A 22,256-nucleotide genomic window follows, 5' to 3' on the forward strand; every position below is an offset into this window, starting at 1 on the left:
GGGTCACAGTAGTCCTCACGACACGGGAGGACACCTCATGGCAGCACCGCCGCAACCGCTCCGGTTCGCGCTCGGCACCTTCTCCGAGTCGGGGAACCCGCCGTTCCCCGGTCTCGTGGTGGACGACCGCGTGGTCGACCTCGGGCAGGCCTTGGCGTGGCGGCCCGCCTCGACGCTGGACGTGATCGACCGGTGGGCCGAGGCGCTGCCCGCCCTGCACGGCGTGGCACGTGACGGCGCGCTGGAGTGGCGGGCGCTGGAAGGGTTGCGGGTGCACGCGCCGGTCGCGCCGCGGCAGGTGTTCCAGTCCGGCGCGAACTACCGGCAGCACGTGATCGACCTCGTGGTGGCGCACCGCCCGGCGGACTCCGCCGAGAGCGAGGAGCAGGCGCGGGCGCGTGCCGCGGAGCTGATGGACCGCCGTGCCCGCGAGGACCAGCCGTACGTGTTCATCGGCCTGCCGTCGGCGATCACCGGGCCGTACGACGAGGTGGTGCTGCCCTCGTGGTGCGAGCAACCGGACTGGGAGGTGGAGCTGACCGCGGTCATCGGCACGCCCGCGCACCGCGTGTCGCCCGAGGAGGCGTTGCGGCACGTCGCCGGCTACACCATCGCCAACGACCTCACCGCCCGCGACCTGGTGTTCCGCACCGACATGCGGGAGATCGGCACGGACTGGCTGCGGTCGAAGAACGCGCCGGGCTTCACCCCGCTGGGCCCGTACCTGGTGCCCGCCGAGTTCGTCGCGGACCCGTCGGACCTGCGGCTGACGCTCAAGCTCAACGGCGAGACCATGCAGGACGAATCGACCAAGGACATGATCTTCGACGTCGCGCGGATGGTGTCGTACGCGTCCCGGACCACGACCCTGCTGCCGGGTGACCTCGTGCTGACCGGTTCCCCCGCGGGCAACGGGATGCATCACGGCCGGTTGTTGCGCGACGGCGACGTGATGGAGTCGACGATCACCGGCCTGGGTGTCCAGCGCACCCGGTGCGTCGCGGAGGACCGGGCGTGAACCGCGCCGATCCGGAGAGCGCCATCGCCGAGGCCGCTCGGAAGTGCTCCAACTGGGGCCGGTGGGGCGAGGACGACGTGCTGGGCACGCTCAACTTCCTCACCGCCGCGAAGCGCCGCGAGGGTGCCGCGCTGATCCGCCGTGGCGTGAGCTTCTCGCTGTCGCAGAGGTTCGACATGAACGGCCCGCAGAAGGGCTGGCGGCGGCGCACGAATCCGGTGCACACGATGCTCGACACCGGCACCGACGCGGCGGCCGGGCTCCAGGGCTTCCCGCACGGCATCGGCGGTGCGGACGACGTGATCGCGATGCCGTTGCAGTGCTCGACCCAGTGGGACGGCCTCGGGCACATCTTCGACCACGGCAAGGCGTGGAACGGCCGTGACGCGGCCACCACCGTCACGTCCGAGGGCGACCTGGTCACCGGCATCGAGCACCTGGCCGCCCACGTCGCCGGGCGCGGCGTGCTGCTCGACGTCGGCCGGGTCGTCGGTGGCGGCGAACTGCCCGACGGCTTCGCCGTCACCGAAACCCACCTCACCGCCACAGCCGAGGCGCACGGCGTCCAGGTCGGCCGAGGGGACGTCGTGCTGGTTCGGACCGGCCAGTTGACCCGCGCCAAGCGCGACGGTTGGGGCGACTACGCGGGCGGCCCGGCACCGGGCCTGTCGTTCACCACGGCGTCCTGGCTGCACCGCACCGAGATCGCCGCGATCGCCACCGACACGTGGGGCTTCGAGGTGCGGCCCAACGAGTTCGACCACGCCTTCCAGCCGCTGCACCAGGTCGTGATCCCGCACATCGGGCTGCTCGTGGGGGAGATGTGGGACCTGGACGCGCTGGCCGAGGACTGCGTCGCCGACGGCGTGCACGAGTTCTGGCTGACCGCCGCGCCGCTGCCGATCACCGGGGCCGTCGGCTCGCCGGTGAACCCCGTCGCCGTGAAGTGACACCGCCGTCAAGCAACCGCGAGGAGAAGCGATGACCCGCACCGTGCTCGTCCTCGGCGGTGGCACCGCCGGCAACGCCCTGACCGTGCTGCTGCGCCGCGCCGGTCACGCCGTCGAGCTGGTGGAGGCCAAGCCCGACTGGAACGCCACGGCTGGTTCCGGCATCACCTTGCAGGGCAACGCTTTGCACGTCCTGCGCGAGGTCGGAGTCATCGACCAGGTGCTGCGCGACGGGTTCCCGTTCGATGACCTGGGCCTGCTCGCCCCGACCGGCGAGGTGCTGGCGGTGCACCGGGGAGTCCGGATCGGCGGTGCGGACCTGCCCGCCACGGTGGGCATGCAACGGCCGCGGCTCCAGCAGATCCTCATCGACGCCGTGCGCGCGTCCGGCGCGTCGGTCCGGCTCGGCGTCACCGCCACCGCCCTCGACCCGGAGATCGGGGAGGTCACGTTCTCCGACGGCACGACCGGGCGGTACGACCTGGTCGTCGGCGCGGACGGCCTCAACTCCGCCACCCGCCGGCTGATCGGGGTCGAGGACCGGCCCGCGCCCACCGGCATGGCGATCTGGCGCGCTCCCGTGCCGCGCCCGACCGGCCTGGAGCACACCCGGATGATCTACGGCGGATCGTGCTTCATCGCCGGCTGCTGCCCGACCGGCCCTGACACCGCCTACGCCTACCTGGTCGAGCGCAACCGCGACCGCGACGCCATCGCCCCGTCGACCCACGCCGCGGAGATGCTGCGCCTGGCCCGGGGCTACGGCGGGCCGTGGCCGGAGATCCAGGCCGCGCTGACGGACCCGGCGGTGGTCAACTACACCTGGTTCGACCGGCTGCTGGTCGACGGCCCGTGGCACCGTGGCCGGGCGGTGCTCGTCGGCGACGCCGCCCACGCGTGCCCACCCACCCTGGCGCAGGGCGCGGCGATGTCGTTGGAGGACACGCTCGTCCTCGCCGAGGTGCTGTCCACTCGGGACAGTTGGGACGACGCGCTGCTCACCGAGTACCGCGACCGCCGCTACCCGCGCGTGCGCGAGGTCGTGGACGCGTCGGTGCAGCTCGGGCAGTGGTTGCTCGACGGTGTGCGCGACGCCGACGTGCCGGGGCTCATGGGCCGCACGATGGCGATGCTGGCGCAGCGCCCATGACCGGCCCGACCATCGACGTGCACGCCCACGTCCTGCTGCCCGAGGTCGACCGGCTGGTCGCCGACCACCCCGGTCACGCCGCCGCACGCGCCCTGGACGCCCGCCGCAACGGCCCGGACGCCTTGGCCGTCAGCGGCACGATGGTCCGCGAACGGATCGGGCTGCTGACCGACGTGGCGCAACGGCTGGCCGCGATGGACGGCGCGGGCGTGGACGTGCAACTGGTGAGCCCGTCGCCGTCGCACTACCACTACTGGACCGACCGCGACCTCGCCCGCGCGGTGTGGGAGACGGCCAACACCGCGACCGCCAAGCACTGCGACCACGCTCCCGAACGGCTGCGCGGCCTGGGCTTGGCACCCCTCCAGCACCCCGACCTCACCGTGCAGGCCCTCGACCACGCGGTGAGCGAAGGCCTGGTCGGGGTGGAGATCGGCAGCCACGCACCCGGCCGCGAGCTGTCCGACCCCGCCTACGAGCCGTTCTGGGAGTTGGCCGCCGAGACCGGCGTGATCGTGTTCCTGCACCCGTTCGGCTGCACCCTCGATGAACGGCTGGACCGCTGGTACCTGTCCAACAGCGTCGGCCAGCCGACCGAGAACGCCGTCGCCCTGTCACACCTGCTCTTCTCCGGCGTGCTCGACCGCCACCCCGGCCTGCGGGTCGTGGCCGCGCACGGGGGCGGCTACCTGCCCACCCACCTCGGCCGCGCCGACCACGCGTGGCGCGTGCGGCCCGACGCACGGGGCTGTGCCCATCCGCCGAGCCACTACGTCAAGCGCCTGTGGTTCGACTCCCTCGTCCACGACCCGCACGTGCTGCGCGCGTTGACCCGCGCCGCAGGCCCCGACCGGGTGCTCCTGGGCTCGGACTTCCCGTTCGACATGGGTGCCGACGACCCGGTGGCGGCCCTGCGCGCCGCCGGCCTGCCCGACCCCGACTTCCACGCCGTCCGCGGCGGCAACGCCGCCGCCCTGCTCAACCTGGAGGAGACCCGGTGACCAGGCGATTGCTCACCCACCTGCGGCACGTCGACCTCGCCGTGCCCGACTACGACAAGCAACTGGAGTTCTACTCCGGCGTCTGGGGCCTCACCGAGGTCGCAGGCGACTCCGGCCTGAGCTTCCTGGCCGCCGAAGGGTCGCCCGAGCAGTACGTCGTGCGGCTGCGCGAGGCCGAGGAGAAGCGCCTGGACCTCGTCGCGTTCGGCGCGGCGACCCCGGCCGACGTGGACGCGCTGGCCGAGCAGCTCATCGCCGCCGACGTGAAGCTCATCAGCACCCCGGACGAGCTGGGCACGCTCGGCGGCGGTTACGGCTTCCGGTTCTTCGACGTCGACGGCCGCACCGTCGAGGTCTCCGCCGAGGTCGAGAACCGGCAGCACCGCCGCGTCGAGGAGAAGGAGGCCATCCCCGTGCGGCTCTCGCACGTGGTGCTCAACTCGCCCGACCTCAACCGCACCAGGGCCTGGTACGAGCGGCACCTGTCGTTCGCGTTGTCCGACACCCTCAGCTCACGGCACATGGGCGAGGTCATGCACTTCATGCGCATCAACCCGCAGCACCACAGCCTCGCGCTGGCCAAGGGCCCGCACACCGCGCTGCACCACATCTCGTTCGAGCTGCGCGGCGTGGACGAGTACATGCGCGGCACCGGCCGCCTGCTGCGCGCGGGCGTGCGCAAGATCTGGGGACCCGGCCGTCACCTCGCGGGCGACAACACGTTCTCCTACTTCCTCGACCCGCACGGCAACACCGTCGAGTACACCACCGAGCTGGAGCTGCTGGACGAGGACTCCTGGCACCCGAGCGTCTACGACTTCTCCCAGCCCGAGGTCACCGACCAGTGGGGCACCGCCAACCCGATGAACGAGCTGGTGGCGCGCGAGTCGTTCAACGACCCCGACCGCGGCTGCTTCGTCGCACCGCCGGTCTGATGCGGTTCGCCACCTACCACCACGACGGGCGGCAGCGGGTCGGCGTGCTGGACGACGACCTGCTGCACCCGGTCGACGCCAGGGCGTTGATCGACGTCCTCGACGACCTGCCCGCCGCCGGGGCCGACGCACTGGACCACCCGCCCGGACCGCACGTCTCGGCAGTGCGGCTGCTGGCACCGCTCCAGCCGCCGACCGTGCGCGACTTCGCCACTTTCGAGGAGCACGTCGAGGGCATGCGCGCGGGCGCCGGGGTGCCCGGGCAGTGGTACGCCGCGCCCACGTTCTACTTCGGCAACCCCTACGCCGTCATCGGCCCGCACGACGACGTGCCCGTGCCGCCCGGCTCGGCGGTGCTGGACTTCGAACTGGAGGTCGCCGCCGTGATCGGACGTGAGGGCCGCGACCTGACCCCCGAGCAGGCCCGCGACCACATCGCCGGCTACACGATCTTCAACGACTGGTCCGCCCGCGACCTGCAAACCGCCGAGATGGCCGTCGGCCTGGGCCCGTGCAAGGGCAAGGACGCCGCCACCACCCTCGGCCCGTGGCTGGTCACCCCGGACGAACTGGAGCCGTACCGCGAGGACGGCCTGCTGCGCCTGGCGTTGACCGCGCAGGTGAACGGCGAGGTCGTCGGCTCCGACCTGCTGTCCAACATGAGCTGGACGTTCGAGGAGATGGTCGCCTACGCCTCCCGCGGCACCTTCGTGCGACCCGGCGACGTGCTCGCCTCCGGCACCTGCGGCAACGGCGGCTGCCTGGCCGAACTCTGGGGCCGGGGAGCGGAGCAGCACCCGCTGCGCCCCGGCGACACCGTCACCCTCACCGTCGAGGGCATCGGCCGGATCAGCACCACCGTGGTCGCCGGGACGGAGGTCCGGCCACTGCCGACCGCTCGCCGCCGGCCAGCCGGCCACGACCACTGCCGCACCGAGCGCTCGCACCGGTGAAACGCCACCCCGGGCGGGGACGATAGCCGCTCCGTACCGACCAACCGAGGCGTGGACGGGGCACATGCGGCGAGATGCGGTGATCAGCGGAGTGCTCGGGGTGGTCGGGGCCGTGAACCTGGTCGCGCGGACACCCGGTTTCTGGGCATGGGTCCTGTTGGCGATGGGTGGTGGCTCGGTCGGCTTGTTCCTCCTCGGCAAAGGCCTCCTGGAGGACCGGAGGTCGAGAACGGCGGCGGGCCTGGACGAGTCCGCGAGCCGACTGGCCTCGTCGGTGCGCGCCCAGGTCGAGCGCGAGATGTCCGCCTACTGGCGGACCGGGAGGGTCGACCTCGCCGAGACGTACCGCACGACACCCACCGGCCGGGTGATGGTGCTGGGCGGTCCCGGCGCCGGCAAGACGGTGCTCGTCCAGCAGCTGGCGCTGGACCTGCTCGGCGGGGAGCACGACCGGGTCCCGGTGGTCCTGCCGCTCGCCTCGTGGGACTCCCGCGCCGTCGACCTGGACGACTGGATGGCCGAGTACCTGGCGGAACACCACCCTCGGCTCAGGGCGGGCGTGGCCCGAGCCCTGATCGACGCGGACCGCGTGCTCCCGCTCCTGGACGGCCTCGACGAGATGGCGCCCGACCGTCAGCAGCACGCGCTGCGGGTGCTGGAGTCCCCTCGGCGGAGGTTCGTGCTCACCTCCCGGCCGGAGGGGTTCGCGGCGCTGCCGGCGGTGAAGGTCGTCTTCCTCGGGCCGCTGTCGGCGCCGGAGATCACGGACCACCTCGTAGAGGCCGGGGCGGACGAGCGGTGGTCGGCGGTCCTCGAGCAGCTGTCCTCCGAGCCGGACGGCGCGCTCGCCAAGGCGTTGGCCACACCGGTGTACCTCGGGCTCGCGGTCGTCGCCTACGCGGACCCCCGGTCCGCTCCCGTGGAGCTGCTCGACCCGGTCCGGTTCGGTGAGCCCGCCGCGATCCGGCGCTTCCTCCAGGAGTCGGCCCTGGTCCGCGTCGTCCACGTCGAGCCGGGGGCGTTCATGGCCGAGCGCGACCGGCGCGCCATCCGGCACCTCGGGTTCCTGGCGGACCACCTGCAACGCCTGGAGACGGGTGACTTCGCCTGGTGGGACCTGAAGCGGTCGGTGCCCCTGCCGGTCTTCGGCGCCGTGGGCCTCGTGGTCGGGTTGCTCGCCGTGGCGGCCACGACTGCCGTGTACGGGGAGGTCGCCGTCGAGATCCACACCGCTGTCGTCGGCGCCATCACCGCGATGTTCGCGCTGGGCGGTCGGTCGGCGCGGTCGACCGACGTCCGACCCGACCACCAACTCGCCCGCGCGGCCACCCCGATCGACTCGTTGCGCGCCGGGCGGCGGCGCATGTGGGCGTGGGCATCGGTCTCCGGCGGTCTCGTCGCCCTCGTCGTCCTTCGGACCGACGGGTCGGAACCCGCCGCCGCGGGGGTCGTGGGCGCGGTGGCGGCCGTGGTCGGGGCGGGGTTCTCGACCTACTTCCGGTACTCGCTCAGCCGGATCTGGCTGGCGGCCCGGGGGATGCTGCCGCTCAACCTGATGTCGTTCCTGAAAGCCCAGCGGAGCGTCGGGCTGCTGCGCCGCTCGGGCGCGGTCTTCCGGTTCTACAACCGCCCGCTCCAGGAGCACTTCGCGGACGAGTACGGCCCCGCCTCGCTCCCCCGGCGGATGGCCGACCTCGCGGCGCACGACATGGTGGCGGGGATGCGCGAGGAGCTGGTGGACCTCGCCCTGGCCAAGGCGGAGGTCCACGCGGTCGTGGAGGCGCCGCGCGTCGAGACCATGCGTCGCGAGGTCGTCGGCGAGATCGAGGGTTCGCAGCAGGACCTGGTCACGGCGACCGCCGGGGAACGCGAGCGGTTCGTCGCGTCGAAGGGGCGGTTCGCCGAGCAGGTGCGGGTGCCGTTCGCCGCGCTGGGGAAGCGGTGGTACTTCGTGCTCACGTGGGCCCTCGCGACCCTGGTCGTGGTGAACGTCTTCCCGGTCGTGATGAGCAACCCCGTGCGGGTCACGATGGCCTTCGCCGTGGTGGTGATGCGCTTGTCGGCCCGGGTGTTCCTGGGCAGGCATCGGCACTACGACCGGTTGCGCGCCCTGCTCGACGCGTGGGCGGTGTCGACGGTGGCGTTGATCGTCGCCGAGGGCTCTTCAGGCCTGCTGGTCCCGTCGTCCACGACCGTCTCGATCGCGTTCGGGATCGCGGCGGTGGTCTGTGCGGCGCTGTGGGGGTGGGCGCGGCCCCTGAAGGCGCAGGCCGATGCGTTGGGTTCCGATGATCCCCGCGACTGGCCCACCGAGCAGCAACTCCCGCGAGCCGCCGCGGCCCGGCAGGAAGCGGCGCGCGCCCACCGCGAACTCGTCGACGCGTTGGTGGAGAAGGGCGTCCTCCCGCTCGTCGCCGCACGCGTCGAGGTGCTGGCCGAGCGGTCCTACGCGACCGCCCTCCCCGAGGCGTCCGTCGGGCGGTTGGGAGGTCTCACCGAACGCGCCCAGTTCGTGCCCACCGACACCTCCGCCCAGCTCAACCGGATGCTCGACGCGATGTCGAGCGGCGCCATCGGGCTGAGCGGGGCGCGCGGCATCGGCAAGAGCACCGTCCTGCAGATGTTCGGCGACCAGCGCTTCAGCGGGAAGCCCGGGGACCTCTCGCTCGTGGTCACCGCGCCCACCGACTACGACAGCCGCGACTTCCTCGTGCACCTGTTCACCCGGTTGTGCCTGCTGGTCCTGCCACCCGAACCGGTGAGCCGGGCGGCGGTGTCCCGATTACCGAGGCTGCGGTGGGTGCTGACGGCGTCCGCGGGCGCGGGGGTCGTCGCCGGGGCGGTGTGGTGGCCGCAGCTCGTGGAGGCCGCGAAGTGGGTCGGGGGGAACGCCCGGACCGTCGTGGCGGTGGCGGGCGGGGTGGTGCTGGCCGTGCCGCTGGGTGTGGGGGTGGTGGCGTTCATCCGGCGGCGGGCGCGGTTGCGGGGGCCGGACACCGCACTGGAGGACGAGGCCCGCAGGCACCTGCGGGGGTTGCGGTACCTGGAGACGACCACGCGGACCCGCACGGCGACGCTGAAACCGCCCGGTGGGCTGGAGGCGGGCAACGCCGTCGCCCGGCAGCGGGCCGAGCAGGTGAAGACCTATCCGGAGCTGGTCGCCGAGTTCCGGGAGTTCCTCGGGTTCGTCGGGTTGCGGTTGCGCAGCCGGGCCGACCGGGCCGACGCGCGGGTGGTCGTCTGCGTCGACGAGGTGGACAAGATCGCCACCGCGGAGGCCGCCGAGCAGTTCGTCAACGACCTCAAGTCCGTCTTCGGCGTGCAGGGCGTGTTCTTCCTGGTCGCGGTGTCGCAGGACGCGCTGACGTCGTTCTCGCGCCGGGTGCTGTCGGTGCGCACGACGTTCGACTCGGCGTTCGACGACGTGATCCAGGTCAGCCGGCTGACGCTCACCCAGACGCGGCGGCTGCTCGTGCAGCGGGTGCTGCGGCTGCCGGAACCGTTCGTCTGGCTCTGCTACGCGTTGTCGGGCGGGTTGCCCCGCGACCTGAACAGGATCGTGCGGCAGCTCTACGACGCCCGCACCGAGCTGGGCCCGGACCGGTTCGAGCGGCTCGCGCTGGAGCTGATCCGGCAGGACCTCGAGACCACGGTGCACGGTCAGGTGCAGCAGATCGCCGGTCGCACGGACGAGATCAGCGGCAAGTCGCGGCGGTGGCTGGCCGAGGTGGCGCGGCTGCCGCTGACGTCCGACGCGCTGGCCGGGCACGTCGAGGCGGCCCCGTCGCTCCCGCTGCCGTCCGAGGACCTCTGGCAGTTGCAGGAGCAGTCGTCGGCCTACCTGCGCTACGCGGCGGTGCTGCTGCGGTCGTTCTGCGAGGGGGCCGCGGCGACCGTCGCGGCGTTGCGGGACCTGCCGGACCACGACAACCCGCTCCGCCACCTCGCCGACGCCCGGACCCACCTGTCCGTCGACGCGGCGATGGCCGACGCCGCCGTGAACGCCTACCAGACCGCCGTGCCCGGATAGCGCGGGGGCGCCGTGCACGGCTCGTCCGGGTCACCGGGCAGCCGGATCCGCCTTCGGCGACTCCGCCACCCCGCTTCCGGACGCCGGCGTGCCCTGGGTCGGGGCACCCGGCTCCGGCCGCAACCTGCGCAGCCACACCGGCAAGAGGGCCAACGCCGGCACCATCACCGCGAGGTTCCCGCCGAAGGTCGCGATCAGGTTCCCCGGCGTGGTGAGCTGGTAGACGACGCCCCCGTCGATCCGCTGCGCGTACTGGTACAGCGACAGGGACGAATGCGCGATGACCGCGACCAGGATCAACCTCGGCAGCCACACCGATCCCGACCGCCACCGCGCGAACGCCAGCCACACCAGGGCAGGCACCAGCCAGAGGATGTGGTGCGGCCAGGTCACCGGCGACACCACCAGGGACGTGAACGCCACTACCAGCATGCCCACCACGGCCTGCCCGCGGCGGTGCGCCCAGACCGCCGCCGCGAGGCCGAGCCCCGCGAGCACCGCGGTGACCAGCGGCGCCCAGGTCGGTGGCGCCGTGGTGCCGGTGAGTCGGGACAACAAGCCGGACAAGGAGTGGTTCACCAGGGTCGGGAAGCCGAGGACGATCCGATCGGGACTGAGGAACATCCCGTCCAGCCAGTACTGCCGCGAGTCCGACGGCAGCACGGCGAACCCGACCGCCACCGTGCCGGCGAAGGCCAGCACGGCCCGCAGCGCGTCCCGCCCGCGGCCGATGAGCACCAGGTAGACCACGAAGATCAACGGCGTGAGCTTGATCCCCGCCGCGATCCCGATCCCGATGCCACGCCACCGGTGCGGCGTCGAGCGCGAGAAGTCGACCAGCGCCAACAGCACGACCAGCATGTTGATCTGCCCGAGGTAGGCGTTCACCCGGACCGGGTCGAGCAGGCAGGAGAACAAGACCATTCCCACGACGACCAGCGCCGCGCGGCGTTTCCACGAGGACACGCCGACCATGCCGAGGGAGAGCCAGAGGATCGCGGCGAGGCACAGCTCGGTGACGAAGGTCCACAGCACGCCCGCGGTCGCGAGCTCGAACCCCGCGAAGGGCGCGAACAACATGGCCCCGAACGGCGGGTAGACGAACGGCAGGTCCGTGAAATTCCCGGTGTCGACGGCCAGGCCGTAAATCGAGGGACCGTTGTGCAGCACCACGCTCCCCGCGGCGTGGTAGACGGCGAAGTCGTTCATCCACCACGGCATCAGCGGTCTGGCCACGGTCGCCAGCACCGCGGTCACCGCGCCCGCGATGGCCGGCAGGAGGACGAGCGGGAGATAACGGCGCGGGCGCCCGCCGGGGTGGACGTCGACCGCGGCATCGGCTTCCGGCATTCCGGCCCCCCATTCCGTGCGGAGCAGACAAGATCCGTACCTTACCACCGTACCGGGCGTGCCAATGGTGCTTACTTAAGGTGACCTATTGATCGGCCAATCGGGTGATCGAGGGTTCGCTGTTGATGCGGAAGGCGTCGGGTCGGCCCGGTCTAGGGTTGATTTGTGGCGTCCTCTGCGGAACGTTCGGGTCATTTTGCCGATGCGATCTCCATGGGTTTGTTGACGCGGGTTTGCCCTCGGGAACTGGTGGACGAGGTGGTGGCGCGGACAGGTCGAAAGGAGCGCCGCGTCCGTTTGTTGCCGGCGCGGTTGACGGTGTACTACGTGCTGGCGTTGACGCTGTTCTTCGAAGACGCCTACAGAGAAGTCATGCGCCGGCTGGGCAATGGTCTGCGTGCGTTGGACGTGTGGCGCGGCGAGTGGAAGGTGCCCACCACCGCAGCGCTGTCCCAAGCGCGCAAACGGTTGGGCGAACAGCCGCTGCGACTGCTGTTCCACGACATCGCCCGACCACTGGCGGTCCCCGGAACACCGGGTGCGTGGTTTCGCCGGTGGCGGGTCATGGCCTTGGACAGCGCCGTGCTGGACGCCCCGGACACGCCGCCGAACACCGCCGAATTCGGCAAACCCGGCAATGCCGACGGCATCGGCGCCTATCCGCAGGTCCGCGTGGTGGGCCTGGAGGAGTGCGGCACCGGTGCGGTTGTCGCCGCCGCGATGGACTCGCACGCCGTCGGTGAACGGGAGTTGTCCGCCCGGTTCCTCCACGCCGTCGAACCGGACATGCTGATCCTGGCCGACCGGGGTTTCCACAGCTACCGCACCTGGTCACGACTGCGCGCCACGGGCGCGGACCTGCTGTGGCGGGTCGACGACGAGGTGGAGCTGCCGGCGACCGAATGGCTCCCTGACGGCTCCTACCGCGCTGAACTACTGCTCGGCGGACATCGTCACCCGGTCGAGGAAGGCGGGAATTCCTCCCCGTCCGACGGCACGGCCATCCCGGTGCGCGTGGTCGAATACGCGGTCACCGACCGCGGCGACGTCACCGGGACGATCCGCCTGATCACCTCCATCGTCGACCACGATCGCGCACGCGCCGGAGAACTCGCCGAGCTCTACCACCGACGCCGTGGATCCGAGTCCGCGTTCGACGAGATCAGAACCCACCAGATGCCCGCCGGCGGCCTGTTGCGCTCCCGGCTGCCGGATCTGGTCCGCCAGGAAATCTGGGCGATGCTCCTCACCCACTACGCGATCCGCCACTTCATGACCGAAGCCGCCGGTGACTCCGACGAGGACGTCGAAAGGCCTTCTTTCGCCCACGCGGTCCGCGTCATCCGTCGCCAGGTCCACGATCAGCGGTTCTCTCGCGCAGACCACCTTCGGCGCCCGCGACACCCGTGACCGAATCCGACAATGGTCCCGGCCCGTTCGACCGGCACCGCGCATGTCCGGGGCGTTCGAACTCTGATCACGCGGATGCGACTCCGGTCAGCCTTAAGTGAGCGGCATTGCCCGGCGTCCGCGGCAATGCGAGGGCACCGCAATCCAGGAGAAGTCACCCCGAGCGGGGGAAGGCCATCGTGGAAAAGGTCGGGCTCCACGAACCACTGGAGGCACAGCAATGTGCGGAATTGCCGGCTGGATTTCCTTCGAACGCGATCTGCGCGGGGAGCGCGCCACGCTGGACGCGATGACCGATTCGATGGCCGGGCGAGGGCCGGACGAGCGGGGCACCTGGGTGGACCGGAATGCCGCGCTGGGGCACCGCCGACTCGCGATCATCGACCTGCCCGGCGGGCGGCAGCCGATGACCGCGCAGACCCCGAGGGGTGCGGTCGCGATGGTGTACTCGGGCGAGACCTACAACTTCGTGGAGCTCCGGGAGGAACTGCGCGGACGTGGTCACCGTTTCCGCACCGACTCCGACACCGAAGTCGTGCTGCGCGGTTACCTCGAGTGGGGCGAGGCCGTCGCGGAACGGCTCAACGGCATGTACGGGCTGGCGATCTGGGACGCGGGCAAGCGCGAGCTCGTGCTGATCCGCGATCGGCTCGGCGTCAAACCGCTGTACTACTACCCCACCCGCGACGGGGTGCTGTTCGGCTCCGAGCCCAAGGCGATCCTGGCGAACCCGCTCGCCGAGCGCGTCGTGGACACCGCCGGCATCCGCGAGCTGTTCGCGTTCGTCAAGACCCCCGGCGACGGCTTCTGGCGAGGGATGCACGAGGTGAAGCCGGGCACCGTGGTCACCGTTCGCCCTGAAGGGATCCGCGAGCGGGTGTACTGGAGCCTCCCGACCCGGCCGCACACCGATGACCGGGAGACCACCGTCGCGCGGGTGCGGGAACTGCTGGAAGACGTCGTGCGCCGCCAGCTCGTCTCCGACGTGCCCCGCTGCGTGCTGCTGTCCGGCGGCCTCGACTCCTCCGCGCTGACCGCGATCGCGGCCGGGCACCTGGCCGGCGACGGCGAGGCCGTCCGCAGCTTCTCGGTGGACTTCACCGGGCGCACCGACACGTTCGTCCCGGACTCGCTGCGCGGCAACCCGGACACCCCGTTCGCGCACGAGGTCGCCGCCCGGGTCGGCGCCGACCACCAGGACATCCTGTTCGACCCCGCCGCCCACGCCGACCCGGAGGTCCGCGCCGCGGTCCTGCGATCGAGGGACATGCCCGCGAGCAACGGGGACATGGACGCCTCCCTCTACCTGCTGTTCCGGGAGATCCGTCGGCATTCCACGGTCGCGCTGTCCGGTGAGTCCGCGGACGAGGTGTTCGCCGGGTACCGCTGGTACTTCGACCCGGGTGTCGGTCAGGCGGAGACCTTCCCCTGGCTGGTGCGCTGGGCGGAGTACTTCGGCGACGATTCGCAGATCCTCGCACCGGCCGTGCGGAAGCTCGTCGACCTGGAGACCTACCGCCGGGACAGCTACGCCGGCGCGGTGCGGGGGATCACGCGGCTCGACGGGGAGAGCGACGTCGAGTGGCGGCAGCGCAAGGTCTGCCACCTGCACCTGACCCGCTGGGTGCGGGTCCTGCTCGACCGCAAGGACCGCACCAGCATGGCCAACGGCCTCGAAGTGCGGGTGCCGTTCTGCGACCACCGGCTGGTCGAGTACGTCTACAACTCGCCGTGGTCGCTGAAGACCTTCGACGGCAGGGAGAAGAGCCTGCTGCGGGCGGCGACCGCCGATCTGCTGCCCCAATCCGTGCTGCAGAGGACCAAGGCGCCCTATCCATCCACACAGGACCCCAGGTACGCGGCCGCGTTGCGCGAGGGGGCACGTGAACTGCTGGCCTCGCCCACGCACCCGGTGTTCGAGCTGATCAGCTACGAGTGGCTGCGGAACTGCGTCCGCGAGCAGGCCCCGCGGATCACGTTCGCCTCGCGATCCTCGCTCGAACGAGCGCTCGACATCGCCCTGTGGTGCGACCTGTACTCGCCGACGCTGGAGTTGTCGTGATCCCCGCCGGCCGGAGATCGACGTCCGGAAGTCCCACCACCAACCGCGAAGGAGTCGGGCGATGACGACGGCGGATCTGACCAGCGAAGTGTTCCAAGCGAATCCGTACCCGAGCTACGCGCTGTTGCGGGAGGAGGGGCCGGTCCACCGCGTCAAGGGCGCGATGGGACTGGAGTCCTGGCTGATCACCCGCTACGAGGAGGCGCGCGCCGCGCTGAACGACCCGCGCCTGTCCAAGGACGTGCGGCTGTCACCCGAGTGGCTGCACGCCCTCGGCGCCGGCTCGGAGGACGAGGGGCCGCTCGGCCGGAACATGCTCAACAGCGACCCGCCCGACCACACCCGGCTCCGCCGCCTCGTCAGCAAGGGGTTCACCCGCCGCCGGGTGGAGGACCTGCGGCCACGGGTGCAGGAGATCGCCGACGGGTACCTCGACGAGATGTCGGGCAAGTCCGAGGTCGACCTGATGACCGCGCTGGCCTTCCCGTTGCCGATCACGGTGATCTGCGAGCTGCTCGGCATCCCCGCCGACGATCGGGACGAGTTCGGCAACTGGACCCGGATGGCGCTGTCACCGCCGCTCACCGAGGAGGCGGTGCGCGATCGCAGGCTGGGCAACGAGAACATGGACCGCTACGTGATCGACCTGATCGCGCGCATCCGGTCGGAGGTCGACCCCGTGCTCGGTCACGACGACCAGCCCGACCTCATCAGGGCCATGGTCGTCAGCTCCGGCGACCAGGACCGGCTGTCCGAGCGGGAACTCCTCGGTTCGATCAAGCTCATGCTCGTGGCGGGCCACAAGACCACCGTCAACCTCATCGGCAACGGCGTGCTGGCCCTCCTGCGGCACCCCGACCAGCTCCGGCTGCTGCGCGAGCGGCCGGACCTGCTGCCCTCGGCGATCGAGGAGATGCTGCGGTACGACGGCTCGGTGGAACGGGCCACCATGCGGTTCGCGACCGAGGACGTCGAGATCGGCGGGGTCACCATCCCCGCAGGCGGTGCGGTGTCGATCGTGCTCGCCGCCGCCAACCGGTCACCCGACCGGTTCGCCGACCCCGACCGGCTCGACATCACGCGCAAGGACAACCCGCACCTGGCCTTCGGCCACGGCGTCCACTTCTGCCTCGGCGCGCCGCTGGCCAGGCTGGAGGGGCAGGTCGCGTTCGGTTCGCTGCTCAGCCGCTTCCCCGACATCCGGCTCGGCTGCGCGCCGGAGGAACTGCGGTGGGCGGTCGGCGGGCCGAACATCATCCGGGGCCTCGCCGCGCTGCCGGTCACGTTCTGACACCCTGGTCTCCGACCTCGACGCCCCTGGAGTCGACCATGCCCCAGCCGGAAATGTGGGATCTGCTGTTCAAGCGGGACGACCCTGCCGTGCACGAGGTCCGCGCGGTGGCCGACGCGCCGCTGCGGGCGGGCGAGGTGCGCCTCGCGGTCGAGCGGTTCGCGCTGACGTCGAACAACGTCACCTACGCCCGGCTCGGCGACTCACCGCTGCGCTTCTGGGCCGCCTTCCCCGCCCCGCCGGGCTACGGGCGGGTTCCGGTCTGGGGCTTCGCGCGCGTGGTGCGCTCCCGGCACCCCTCGATCGGCGAGGGCAGCCGCTGCTTCGGCTACCTGCCGATGTCCACCCACCTCACCGTGGCGGCCGAGCCCACCACGCGGGGCTTCGCGGACACCTCGGCCCACCGGCTGGGCATGCACCCCTGGTACCGGCACTACCGGATCGCCGGCGAGCCCGAGGAAGCCGACGACCACCGGGCGCTGCTCAGACCGGTCTACCCCGCGTCCTTCCAGCTCGCCGAGCTGGCCCTCCGGCAGGCCGCGGCCGGCGCGCGGTCGGTGGTGATCACCAGCGCGTCCAGCAAGACCGCGATCGGGCTCGCCGACCGGCTCCTGGGTTCGGGCATCGCGACCATCGGCCTGACCTCGGCCCGGAACGAGTCCTTCGTCCGGGGGCTCGGCCGCTACCACGCGGTGGCCGAGTACCGCGCGCTGGACTCGCTCATCGTCGCCGGTCCGATCCTGGTGGTCGACTTCACCCGCGACACCACGCTGCTGAGCTCGATCTACCGGCGGTTCGCGGGGGAGCTGACCGACACCGCCCTGGTGGGTCTGACCCGTGGCGCCCGCGGCTTCGAGGCGCCGGACCCGCCCGAGCTGCACGACCCCGAGCCCACCCGGTTCTTCGCCCCGGCCGCCGAGGAGCGTGCCGTCGCCGCGGAAGGGGAGGTGGGCTACTACGCCCGCTACGACCGCGCCGAGGACGACTTCGTCACGGCCGCGTCGGCCTGGCTCGGCGTCCGGCGCGGTTCCGGGCCGGAACCGGTCGTCGAAGCCTTCCTCGCCCTGTTGTCCGGACGGCAGCGCCCCGAGGTGGGTCATGTGCTCAGCCCCTGATCCGCGTCGGTGGAAGGCGCTGGCGCTGCTGTGCACCGCCTCCTTCTTCGTCACGCTCGACTCGATGATCGTGACGCTCGCGCTGCCGTCGATGGAGCGTGACCTGCGGCTGTCCAACGAGGGCGCGCAATGGGTGCTCAGCGGCTACATCCTCGCCTTCGGCGGTTTGCTGCTGCTGGGCGGTCGCCTGGCCGACCTGCTGGGCAGGCGCAGGGTGTTCATGACGGGCACCGCCCTGTTCCTGGTCTCGTCCCTGCTGTGCGGGCTCGCGTGGACGCCGGAGGTCTTGGTGGCCGCCCGGGTCGCGCAGGGTGTGTCGGCGGCGATGATGGTGCCCAGCGCGTTGTCGATCCTGATGACCACGTTCGGCGAGGGGACCGAGCGGAACAAGGCGCTCGCGGTCTGGTCGGGGACGATGGGGTTCGGCGCGACGGCAGCGCTGCTGATCGGCGGCCCGATCACCGAGTGGCTCGACTGGCAGTGGATCTTCTACCTCAACCTCCCCGTCGCCGCGGTGCTGCTCGCGGTGAGCCCGCTGCTGTTGCGGGAGAGCCGCACGCGCGTGGGCAGGCAGGGCTTCGACCTGGTCGGCGCGGTGTCCCTCACCGTGGCCCTGTTCGCGCTCGTCTTCGCCATCGCGGAGGCGCCGCGGACGGGCTGGGCAGGCGCCGGGACGATCGGCCTGCTCGTCGGCGCCGCCGTGCTGCTGGCGGTCTTCGTCCGGGTCGAGCGGCGGAGCAGCGCCCCGTTGGTGCCGCTGCGGATCTTCCGCTCGCGCGGCCTCGTCGGCGGGAACCTCCTGATGCTGTTGCTCGGGGTCCTCGCGTTCGGCATGTCGTTCGGCGTCTCCCTGTACGGCCAGCAGGTGCTCGGCTACTCGGCCCTCGTGTTCGGCTTCGGCTTCCTCCCGATGACCGTGGTCAACATCCTCGGCTCGGCGGTCGCCCAGTCGGTGGTCGAGAGGCTCGGCCTCCGGCCGATCGCCGTGGGCGGCTCGGTCCTGCTCGGCGTCGGCTGCCTGCTGCTGACCCGGATCTCGGCCACCGGCCACTACTGGGCGGACATGTTCGTCGCCTTGCTGGTCTTCGGACCCGGCCTCGGCGCCTGCTTCGTCGCGTCGTCCATCGCGGCGCTCAGCGGCGTCACGGAACAGGAATCCGGACTCGCCTCGGGGCTCAATTCCGCGGCCTTCCAGATCGGCGGCGCGCTGGGCGTCACCATCGTCACGTCGATGAGCGTGTCGTTCGCCACCGCGGCCGAACCGCGCGCCGCCCTCACCGAAGGCCTTCGAGCCGGGTTCGTCGCAGGCTGCGGGTTCGTGATCCTTGCCCTGGTCGTCGCCTTCGTCCTGCTCCGCCCGGCCGCGCCTCCCGGCGCGAAGAGAGTCGGCACAGCCAAGGTGCGATGAGTTCGTAGTCGATCGACCCGGCGGTGGCGGAATCCGAATCCGCCGAATCGTGTCCGGGGAAATCGGATTGTTCCACGCGGTAAGCCGGGTGTCGGTGTGATCCACCGCTGCGCCGGCGACTGCGCCATGACCGAAGAGAAAGGTGTAGCCCGTGAAATCAACGTCGAAGCGGTGGCTCGTGACCGCGGTCGCCGCGCTGAGCCTGAGCGTTCTCCTGCCTCCCCTGTCGTCGGTCGCGGATTCCGGACGGCCGCAGTACACCGAGGGCACGATCGAAGCGGTGAACCTCTCGGAACGAGAGATCGGGCCGCCGGATCCCAGCGGCATCAGGATCGTGAACACCCTTTCCGACAGTCGTTACACGGGTGGCATGGAGGGGCCCGCGTACCACGCGTACATCCAGCGGCTGAGCCCGGACGGCAGCGGCTCGTTCCACGTGCTGGTCCGATTCGTCGGCACCCTCGACGGGAGGCGGGGCACGTTCGTCACCGAAGCCTCCGGCCACCGCGAGACCGGCAACCCGTCCGATGTGGACTGGCGGATCGTCCCGGATTCGGGGACCGGTGAGCTCGTCGGTGCGAGCGGCACCGGCAAGGTGATCACCACCGACGACGGGGTGGTCCGGTACAAGCTGTGGTTCCGCCTGCCCCGAAAAGCGGCCTCGACCAACTGACGCGTGCCGACCCACTGAGGAGGACCGGATGTACGACTACGTCATCGTCGGCGCCGGCTCGGCCGGGTGCGTGCTGGCCGCGCGGTTGACCGAGGACCCGGAGGTCACCGTGTGCCTGGTCGAGGCTGGACCGGCGGACGCTTCGCCGAACATTCACGTTCCCGCCGCCTTCGGGAAGCTGTTCCGGACGCATCTCGACTGGGACTACGACACCCACGACGAGCGGTTCCTGGACCGCCGCCGGATCTACCTCCCGCGCGGACGCGTCCTCGGCGGGACGAGTTCGATCAACACCCAGATCTACATCCGCGGCAACCGGATCGACTACGACGGCTGGCGGCAGCCCGGCTGGAGCTTCGACGAACTGCTGCCCTACTTCAAGCGCTCCGAGGACAACGAGCGCGGCGAGTCCGAGTACCACGGCTCCGGTGGTCCGCTGCGGGTTTCCGAGGGCCGGGCGAAGAACCCGATGTCGACCGCCTTCGTCCAAGCCGCGGCGCAAGCGGGGTGGCCGTTGAACGCGGACTTCAACGGCGCGGAGCAGGACGGTTTCGGCTTCTTCCAGCTCACCCAGCGGGACGGCAAGCGCGTCAGCTCGGCGACCGCGTTCCTGCACCCGGCGGCGCACCGGCCCAACCTCACCGTCGAGACCAACCTCCAGGCGCACCGGATCCTGATCGAGAACGGCCGGGCGAGAGGTGTCGTGGGCCGCAGGCTCGACGAGGAGATCACCCTGCGCGCCGAGCGCGAGGTCATCGTCTCCGGTGGCACCTACAACTCGCCGCAGCTGCTGATGCTGTCCGGGATCGGTCCGGCCGCGGCGCTGGGCGCGTTGGGCATCCCGGTCGTCGTCGACCAGCCCGAGGTCGGGCAGAACCTGCAGGACCACACCCTGGTGCCGTTGATCTACCCCCACGAGCACCCGATCAGCATGCTCGCGGCCGGCCTGCCCGCGAACGTCGAGCAGTTCACCACCGAGGGCCGCGGGCCGCTGACCTCCAACGGCCCGGAGGCAGGCGGGTTCGCCCGCAGCCGGGGCGGGCTGCCCGCGCCGGACCTGGAACTGCTCGCGGCGCCGGTGATGTTCGTCGACAACGGCCTCGGCGTGCCGACCGACCACGCCCTGACCTTCGGCCCTTCGCTGCTCACCCCGCAGAGCAGGGGCAGCGTCACGCTCGCGTCGGACGACCCGACGGCCAAGCCGCGGATCGTGCACGACTACTTCGCCGAGCGGTCGGACCTGGACGCCGTGGTGGCGGGTCTGCGGATCGCGCTCGACATCGCCCGGCAGCAGGCCTTGGCTCCGTACACCGGCAGCCCGTTCCTGCCGCCCGCTTCGGACTCCGACGCCGACCTGCGCGACTACGTGCGCCGGTTCGCCCACTCGGTCTACCACCCGACCTCCACCTGCGCCCTCGGCGAGGTGGTCGACGCGGACCTCCGCGTCCTCGGGGTCGACGGGCTGCGGGTGGTCGACGCCTCGGTCATGCCGCGGGTCGTCCGCGGCAACACGAACGCGCCCACCATCGCGATCGCCGAGAAGGCCGCCGACCTGATCCGCGGCACGGTGACGGCGAGCGGGCGGCTGGCCGCGCCCTCGGTCGGATGAGGCCGCAGCCCACTTCCAAGGAGGCCAAGTCAGCCATGATCACAGCACCGTCGAGGAGTGAACTGGTGCACCGCGCGGCGGATCTGCTGCCACTGCTGCGCGAGCACGCGATCTGGGCGGAGGAGAACCGACGCCTGCACGACGAGGTCGTGGACGCGATGACCGCCGCCGGCCTGTTCAAGATGCGCGTGCCGCGGCGGTACGGCGGCTACGAGAGCGACATGCGCACCGTTGTCGAGGTGCTCGCCGAACTCGGCCGGGCCGACGGGTCCACCTCGTGGGTGGCCGCGGTGTGGCAGGTCAGCACCTGGATCGCCTGCATGTTCCCGGACGAGGTCCAGGACGAGGTGTTCGCCACGCCGGACGTGCGGGTGTGCGGCATCCTGAGCCCGTCGGCGGTCGCCGAGCCCGTCGACGGCGGTGTCGTGGTGACCGGGCGGTGGGCGTTCACCACGGGGGCGCGGCAGAGCCACTGGTACACCAACGCCGCGATGCTGACGACCCCGGACGGCGGGCACGAGCCGGTCATGACCGCGATCCCGGTGGCGGAGCTGGAGATCGTCGACGACTGGTTCACCACCAGCCTGCGCGGCTCGGGCAGCGTCAGCACGGTGGCCACGGGCGTCTTCGTGCCGCACGACCGGGTGTTGCGGATGGGCCCGGTGCTCGGCCAGAGGTACTCGTCGAAGCTGAACGCGGACTCGCCCCTGTTCCGCGGCCCGCTGCTGCCCACGGCCTGCGCGACCGTGGGCGGGACGGTGCTCGGCCTGGCGAAGGCGGCCAAGGAGGCGTTCTTCGCGCGGCTGCCCGACCGGGGGATCACCTACACCTCGTACGACAGCCAGCGCGAGGCGCCGTTGACCCACCTGCAGGTCGCCGAGGCGACCGTGAAGATCGACGAGGCCGAGTTCCACGCGTACCGCGCGGCGGAGCTGGTGGATCGCAAGAACCTGGCCGGCGAGGCGTGGACGGTGGAGGAGCGTGCGCGCGTCCGGCTCGACATGGGCGCGGTGTGCCAGCGCGCGAAGGAGGCCGTGGACATCCTCAACACGGCGAGCGGCGGATCCTCCATCTACACCTCGGTGCCCATCCAGCGCATCCAGCGCGACGTGCAGGCCCTCAACCTGCACGCGGTCATGCACCCGAACACCAACCTGGAGCTGTACGGCCGGATCCTCTGCGGCCTGGAACCCAACACCCACTACCTCTGAACCGCGGGGCGACCCGAGTGGCGCCGGGGGGGGCCCGCGGGGGGGGCGCGCCCGCCCCCCCCCCCCCCCCCCCGCTTCCCCACCCACGAC

The 22,256-nt window shown here is 71.5% G+C and carries 16 protein-coding genes; 15 read left to right on the plus strand and 1 reads right to left on the minus strand.

Annotated elements, in window-relative coordinates; genetic code table 11:
- The first annotated feature begins 37 nt into the window (after positions 1–37).
- From LNK82_RS02675 to LNK82_RS02705, 7 genes are all read left to right on the plus strand, one after another.
- A complete protein-coding gene (locus LNK82_RS02675) occupies positions 38–1,018 on the plus strand; it encodes a fumarylacetoacetate hydrolase family protein (protein ID WP_230565286.1) in 981 nt (326 codons plus the stop codon).
- Entirely contained in the window at positions 1,015–1,968 is a 954-nt protein-coding gene (locus LNK82_RS02680; RefSeq protein ID WP_230565287.1) for a cyclase family protein, read from the plus strand. The genes LNK82_RS02675 and LNK82_RS02680 overlap by 4 nt, the downstream gene beginning before the upstream one ends.
- 31 nt (positions 1,969–1,999) lie before the next feature.
- Positions 2,000–3,118, plus strand: a complete 1,119-nt coding sequence (locus LNK82_RS02685) for an FAD-dependent oxidoreductase (protein WP_230565288.1) — start codon at positions 2,000–2,002, stop codon at positions 3,116–3,118.
- Entirely contained in the window at positions 3,115–4,119 is a 1,005-nt protein-coding gene (locus tag LNK82_RS02690; protein ID WP_230565289.1) for an amidohydrolase family protein, read from the plus strand. Before LNK82_RS02685 ends, LNK82_RS02690 begins: the two co-directional genes overlap by 4 nt.
- On the plus strand, positions 4,116–5,054 hold the full coding sequence (locus LNK82_RS02695) for a VOC family protein (protein ID WP_230565290.1): 939 nt from the start codon (positions 4,116–4,118) through the stop codon (positions 5,052–5,054). Before LNK82_RS02690 ends, LNK82_RS02695 begins: the two co-directional genes overlap by 4 nt.
- Positions 5,054–6,007: a fumarylacetoacetate hydrolase family protein gene (locus LNK82_RS02700; protein ID WP_230565291.1), complete on the plus strand. Its 954-nt coding sequence runs from the start codon at positions 5,054–5,056 to the stop codon at positions 6,005–6,007. The genes LNK82_RS02695 and LNK82_RS02700 overlap by 1 nt, the downstream gene beginning before the upstream one ends.
- 64 nt (positions 6,008–6,071) lie before the next feature.
- Complete coding sequence (locus tag LNK82_RS02705) at positions 6,072–10,037, plus strand: NACHT domain-containing protein (RefSeq protein ID WP_230565292.1); 3,966 nt, start codon at positions 6,072–6,074, stop codon at positions 10,035–10,037.
- A gap of 30 nt (positions 10,038–10,067) precedes the next feature.
- Here the strand turns inward: LNK82_RS02705 and LNK82_RS02710 are convergent, their stop codons facing one another.
- Positions 10,068–11,387 carry a glycosyltransferase 87 family protein gene (locus LNK82_RS02710; protein WP_230565293.1) on the minus strand — a complete coding sequence of 440 codons (1,320 nt, stop codon included), beginning with the start codon at positions 11,385–11,387 and terminating at the stop codon, positions 10,068–10,070.
- 165 nt (positions 11,388–11,552) lie between these two features.
- Between LNK82_RS02710 and LNK82_RS02715 the strand changes: the two genes are divergently transcribed.
- The 8 genes from LNK82_RS02715 to LNK82_RS02750 all read left to right on the plus strand — a co-directional run bounded on the left by LNK82_RS02715 (position 11,553) and on the right by LNK82_RS02750 (position 22,166).
- Positions 11,553–12,797, plus strand: a complete 1,245-nt coding sequence (locus LNK82_RS02715) for an IS4 family transposase (protein ID WP_230565294.1) — start codon at positions 11,553–11,555, stop codon at positions 12,795–12,797.
- 220 nt (positions 12,798–13,017) lie between these two features.
- Complete coding sequence (gene asnB / locus LNK82_RS02720; protein ID WP_230565295.1) at positions 13,018–14,859, plus strand: asparagine synthase (glutamine-hydrolyzing); 1,842 nt, start codon at positions 13,018–13,020, stop codon at positions 14,857–14,859.
- 61 nt (positions 14,860–14,920) lie between these two features.
- Positions 14,921–16,150, plus strand: coding sequence for a cytochrome P450 family protein (locus LNK82_RS02725; protein ID WP_230565296.1), 1,230 nt, complete (start codon positions 14,921–14,923; stop codon positions 16,148–16,150).
- 38 nt (positions 16,151–16,188) lie between these two features.
- Positions 16,189–17,265, plus strand: coding sequence for a DUF2855 family protein (locus LNK82_RS02730; protein ID WP_230565297.1), 1,077 nt, complete (start codon positions 16,189–16,191; stop codon positions 17,263–17,265).
- Entirely contained in the window at positions 17,249–18,673 is a 1,425-nt protein-coding gene (locus tag LNK82_RS02735) for an MFS transporter (protein WP_230565298.1), read from the plus strand. Before LNK82_RS02730 ends, LNK82_RS02735 begins: the two co-directional genes overlap by 17 nt.
- A gap of 151 nt (positions 18,674–18,824) precedes the next feature.
- Positions 18,825–19,346: a DUF3224 domain-containing protein gene (locus LNK82_RS02740; RefSeq protein ID WP_230565299.1), complete on the plus strand. Its 522-nt coding sequence runs from the start codon at positions 18,825–18,827 to the stop codon at positions 19,344–19,346.
- A 28-nt stretch (positions 19,347–19,374) separates the two neighbouring features.
- Positions 19,375–20,955, plus strand: coding sequence for a GMC family oxidoreductase (locus tag LNK82_RS02745; protein ID WP_230565300.1), 1,581 nt, complete (start codon positions 19,375–19,377; stop codon positions 20,953–20,955).
- Positions 20,956–20,990: 35 nt separating this feature from the next.
- Positions 20,991–22,166, plus strand: coding sequence for an acyl-CoA dehydrogenase family protein (locus tag LNK82_RS02750; RefSeq protein ID WP_230565301.1), 1,176 nt, complete (start codon positions 20,991–20,993; stop codon positions 22,164–22,166).
- The last annotated feature ends 90 nt before the right edge of the window (positions 22,167–22,256 follow it).

This window comes from Saccharothrix luteola, from assembly GCF_020859565.1.
Classification (GTDB): domain Bacteria; phylum Actinomycetota; class Actinomycetes; order Mycobacteriales; family Pseudonocardiaceae; genus Actinosynnema; species Actinosynnema luteola.

Excerpts from the sequence above, each read along its gene's own strand:
- LNK82_RS02675 (WP_230565286.1), top strand. The coding sequence starts at position 38 with ATGGCAGCACCGCCGCAACCGCTCCGGTTCGCGCTCGGCACCTTCTCC.
- LNK82_RS02685 (WP_230565288.1), top strand. The coding sequence starts at position 2,000 with ATGACCCGCACCGTGCTCGTCCTCGGCGGTGGCACCGCCGGCAACGCC.
- LNK82_RS02690 (WP_230565289.1), top strand. The coding sequence starts at position 3,115 with ATGACCGGCCCGACCATCGACGTGCACGCCCACGTCCTGCTGCCCGAG.
- LNK82_RS02700 (WP_230565291.1), top strand. The coding sequence starts at position 5,054 with ATGCGGTTCGCCACCTACCACCACGACGGGCGGCAGCGGGTCGGCGTG.
- LNK82_RS02705 (WP_230565292.1), top strand. The coding sequence starts at position 6,072 with ATGCGGCGAGATGCGGTGATCAGCGGAGTGCTCGGGGTGGTCGGGGCC.
- LNK82_RS02710 (WP_230565293.1), bottom strand. The coding sequence starts at position 11,387 with ATGCCGGAAGCCGATGCCGCGGTCGACGTCCACCCCGGCGGGCGCCCG.
- asnB (WP_230565295.1), top strand. The coding sequence starts at position 13,018 with ATGTGCGGAATTGCCGGCTGGATTTCCTTCGAACGCGATCTGCGCGGG.
- LNK82_RS02725 (WP_230565296.1), top strand. The coding sequence starts at position 14,921 with ATGACGACGGCGGATCTGACCAGCGAAGTGTTCCAAGCGAATCCGTAC.
- LNK82_RS02730 (WP_230565297.1), top strand. The coding sequence starts at position 16,189 with ATGCCCCAGCCGGAAATGTGGGATCTGCTGTTCAAGCGGGACGACCCT.
- LNK82_RS02735 (WP_230565298.1), top strand. The coding sequence starts at position 17,249 with ATGTGCTCAGCCCCTGATCCGCGTCGGTGGAAGGCGCTGGCGCTGCTG.
- LNK82_RS02745 (WP_230565300.1), top strand. The coding sequence starts at position 19,375 with ATGTACGACTACGTCATCGTCGGCGCCGGCTCGGCCGGGTGCGTGCTG.
- LNK82_RS02750 (WP_230565301.1), top strand. The coding sequence starts at position 20,991 with ATGATCACAGCACCGTCGAGGAGTGAACTGGTGCACCGCGCGGCGGAT.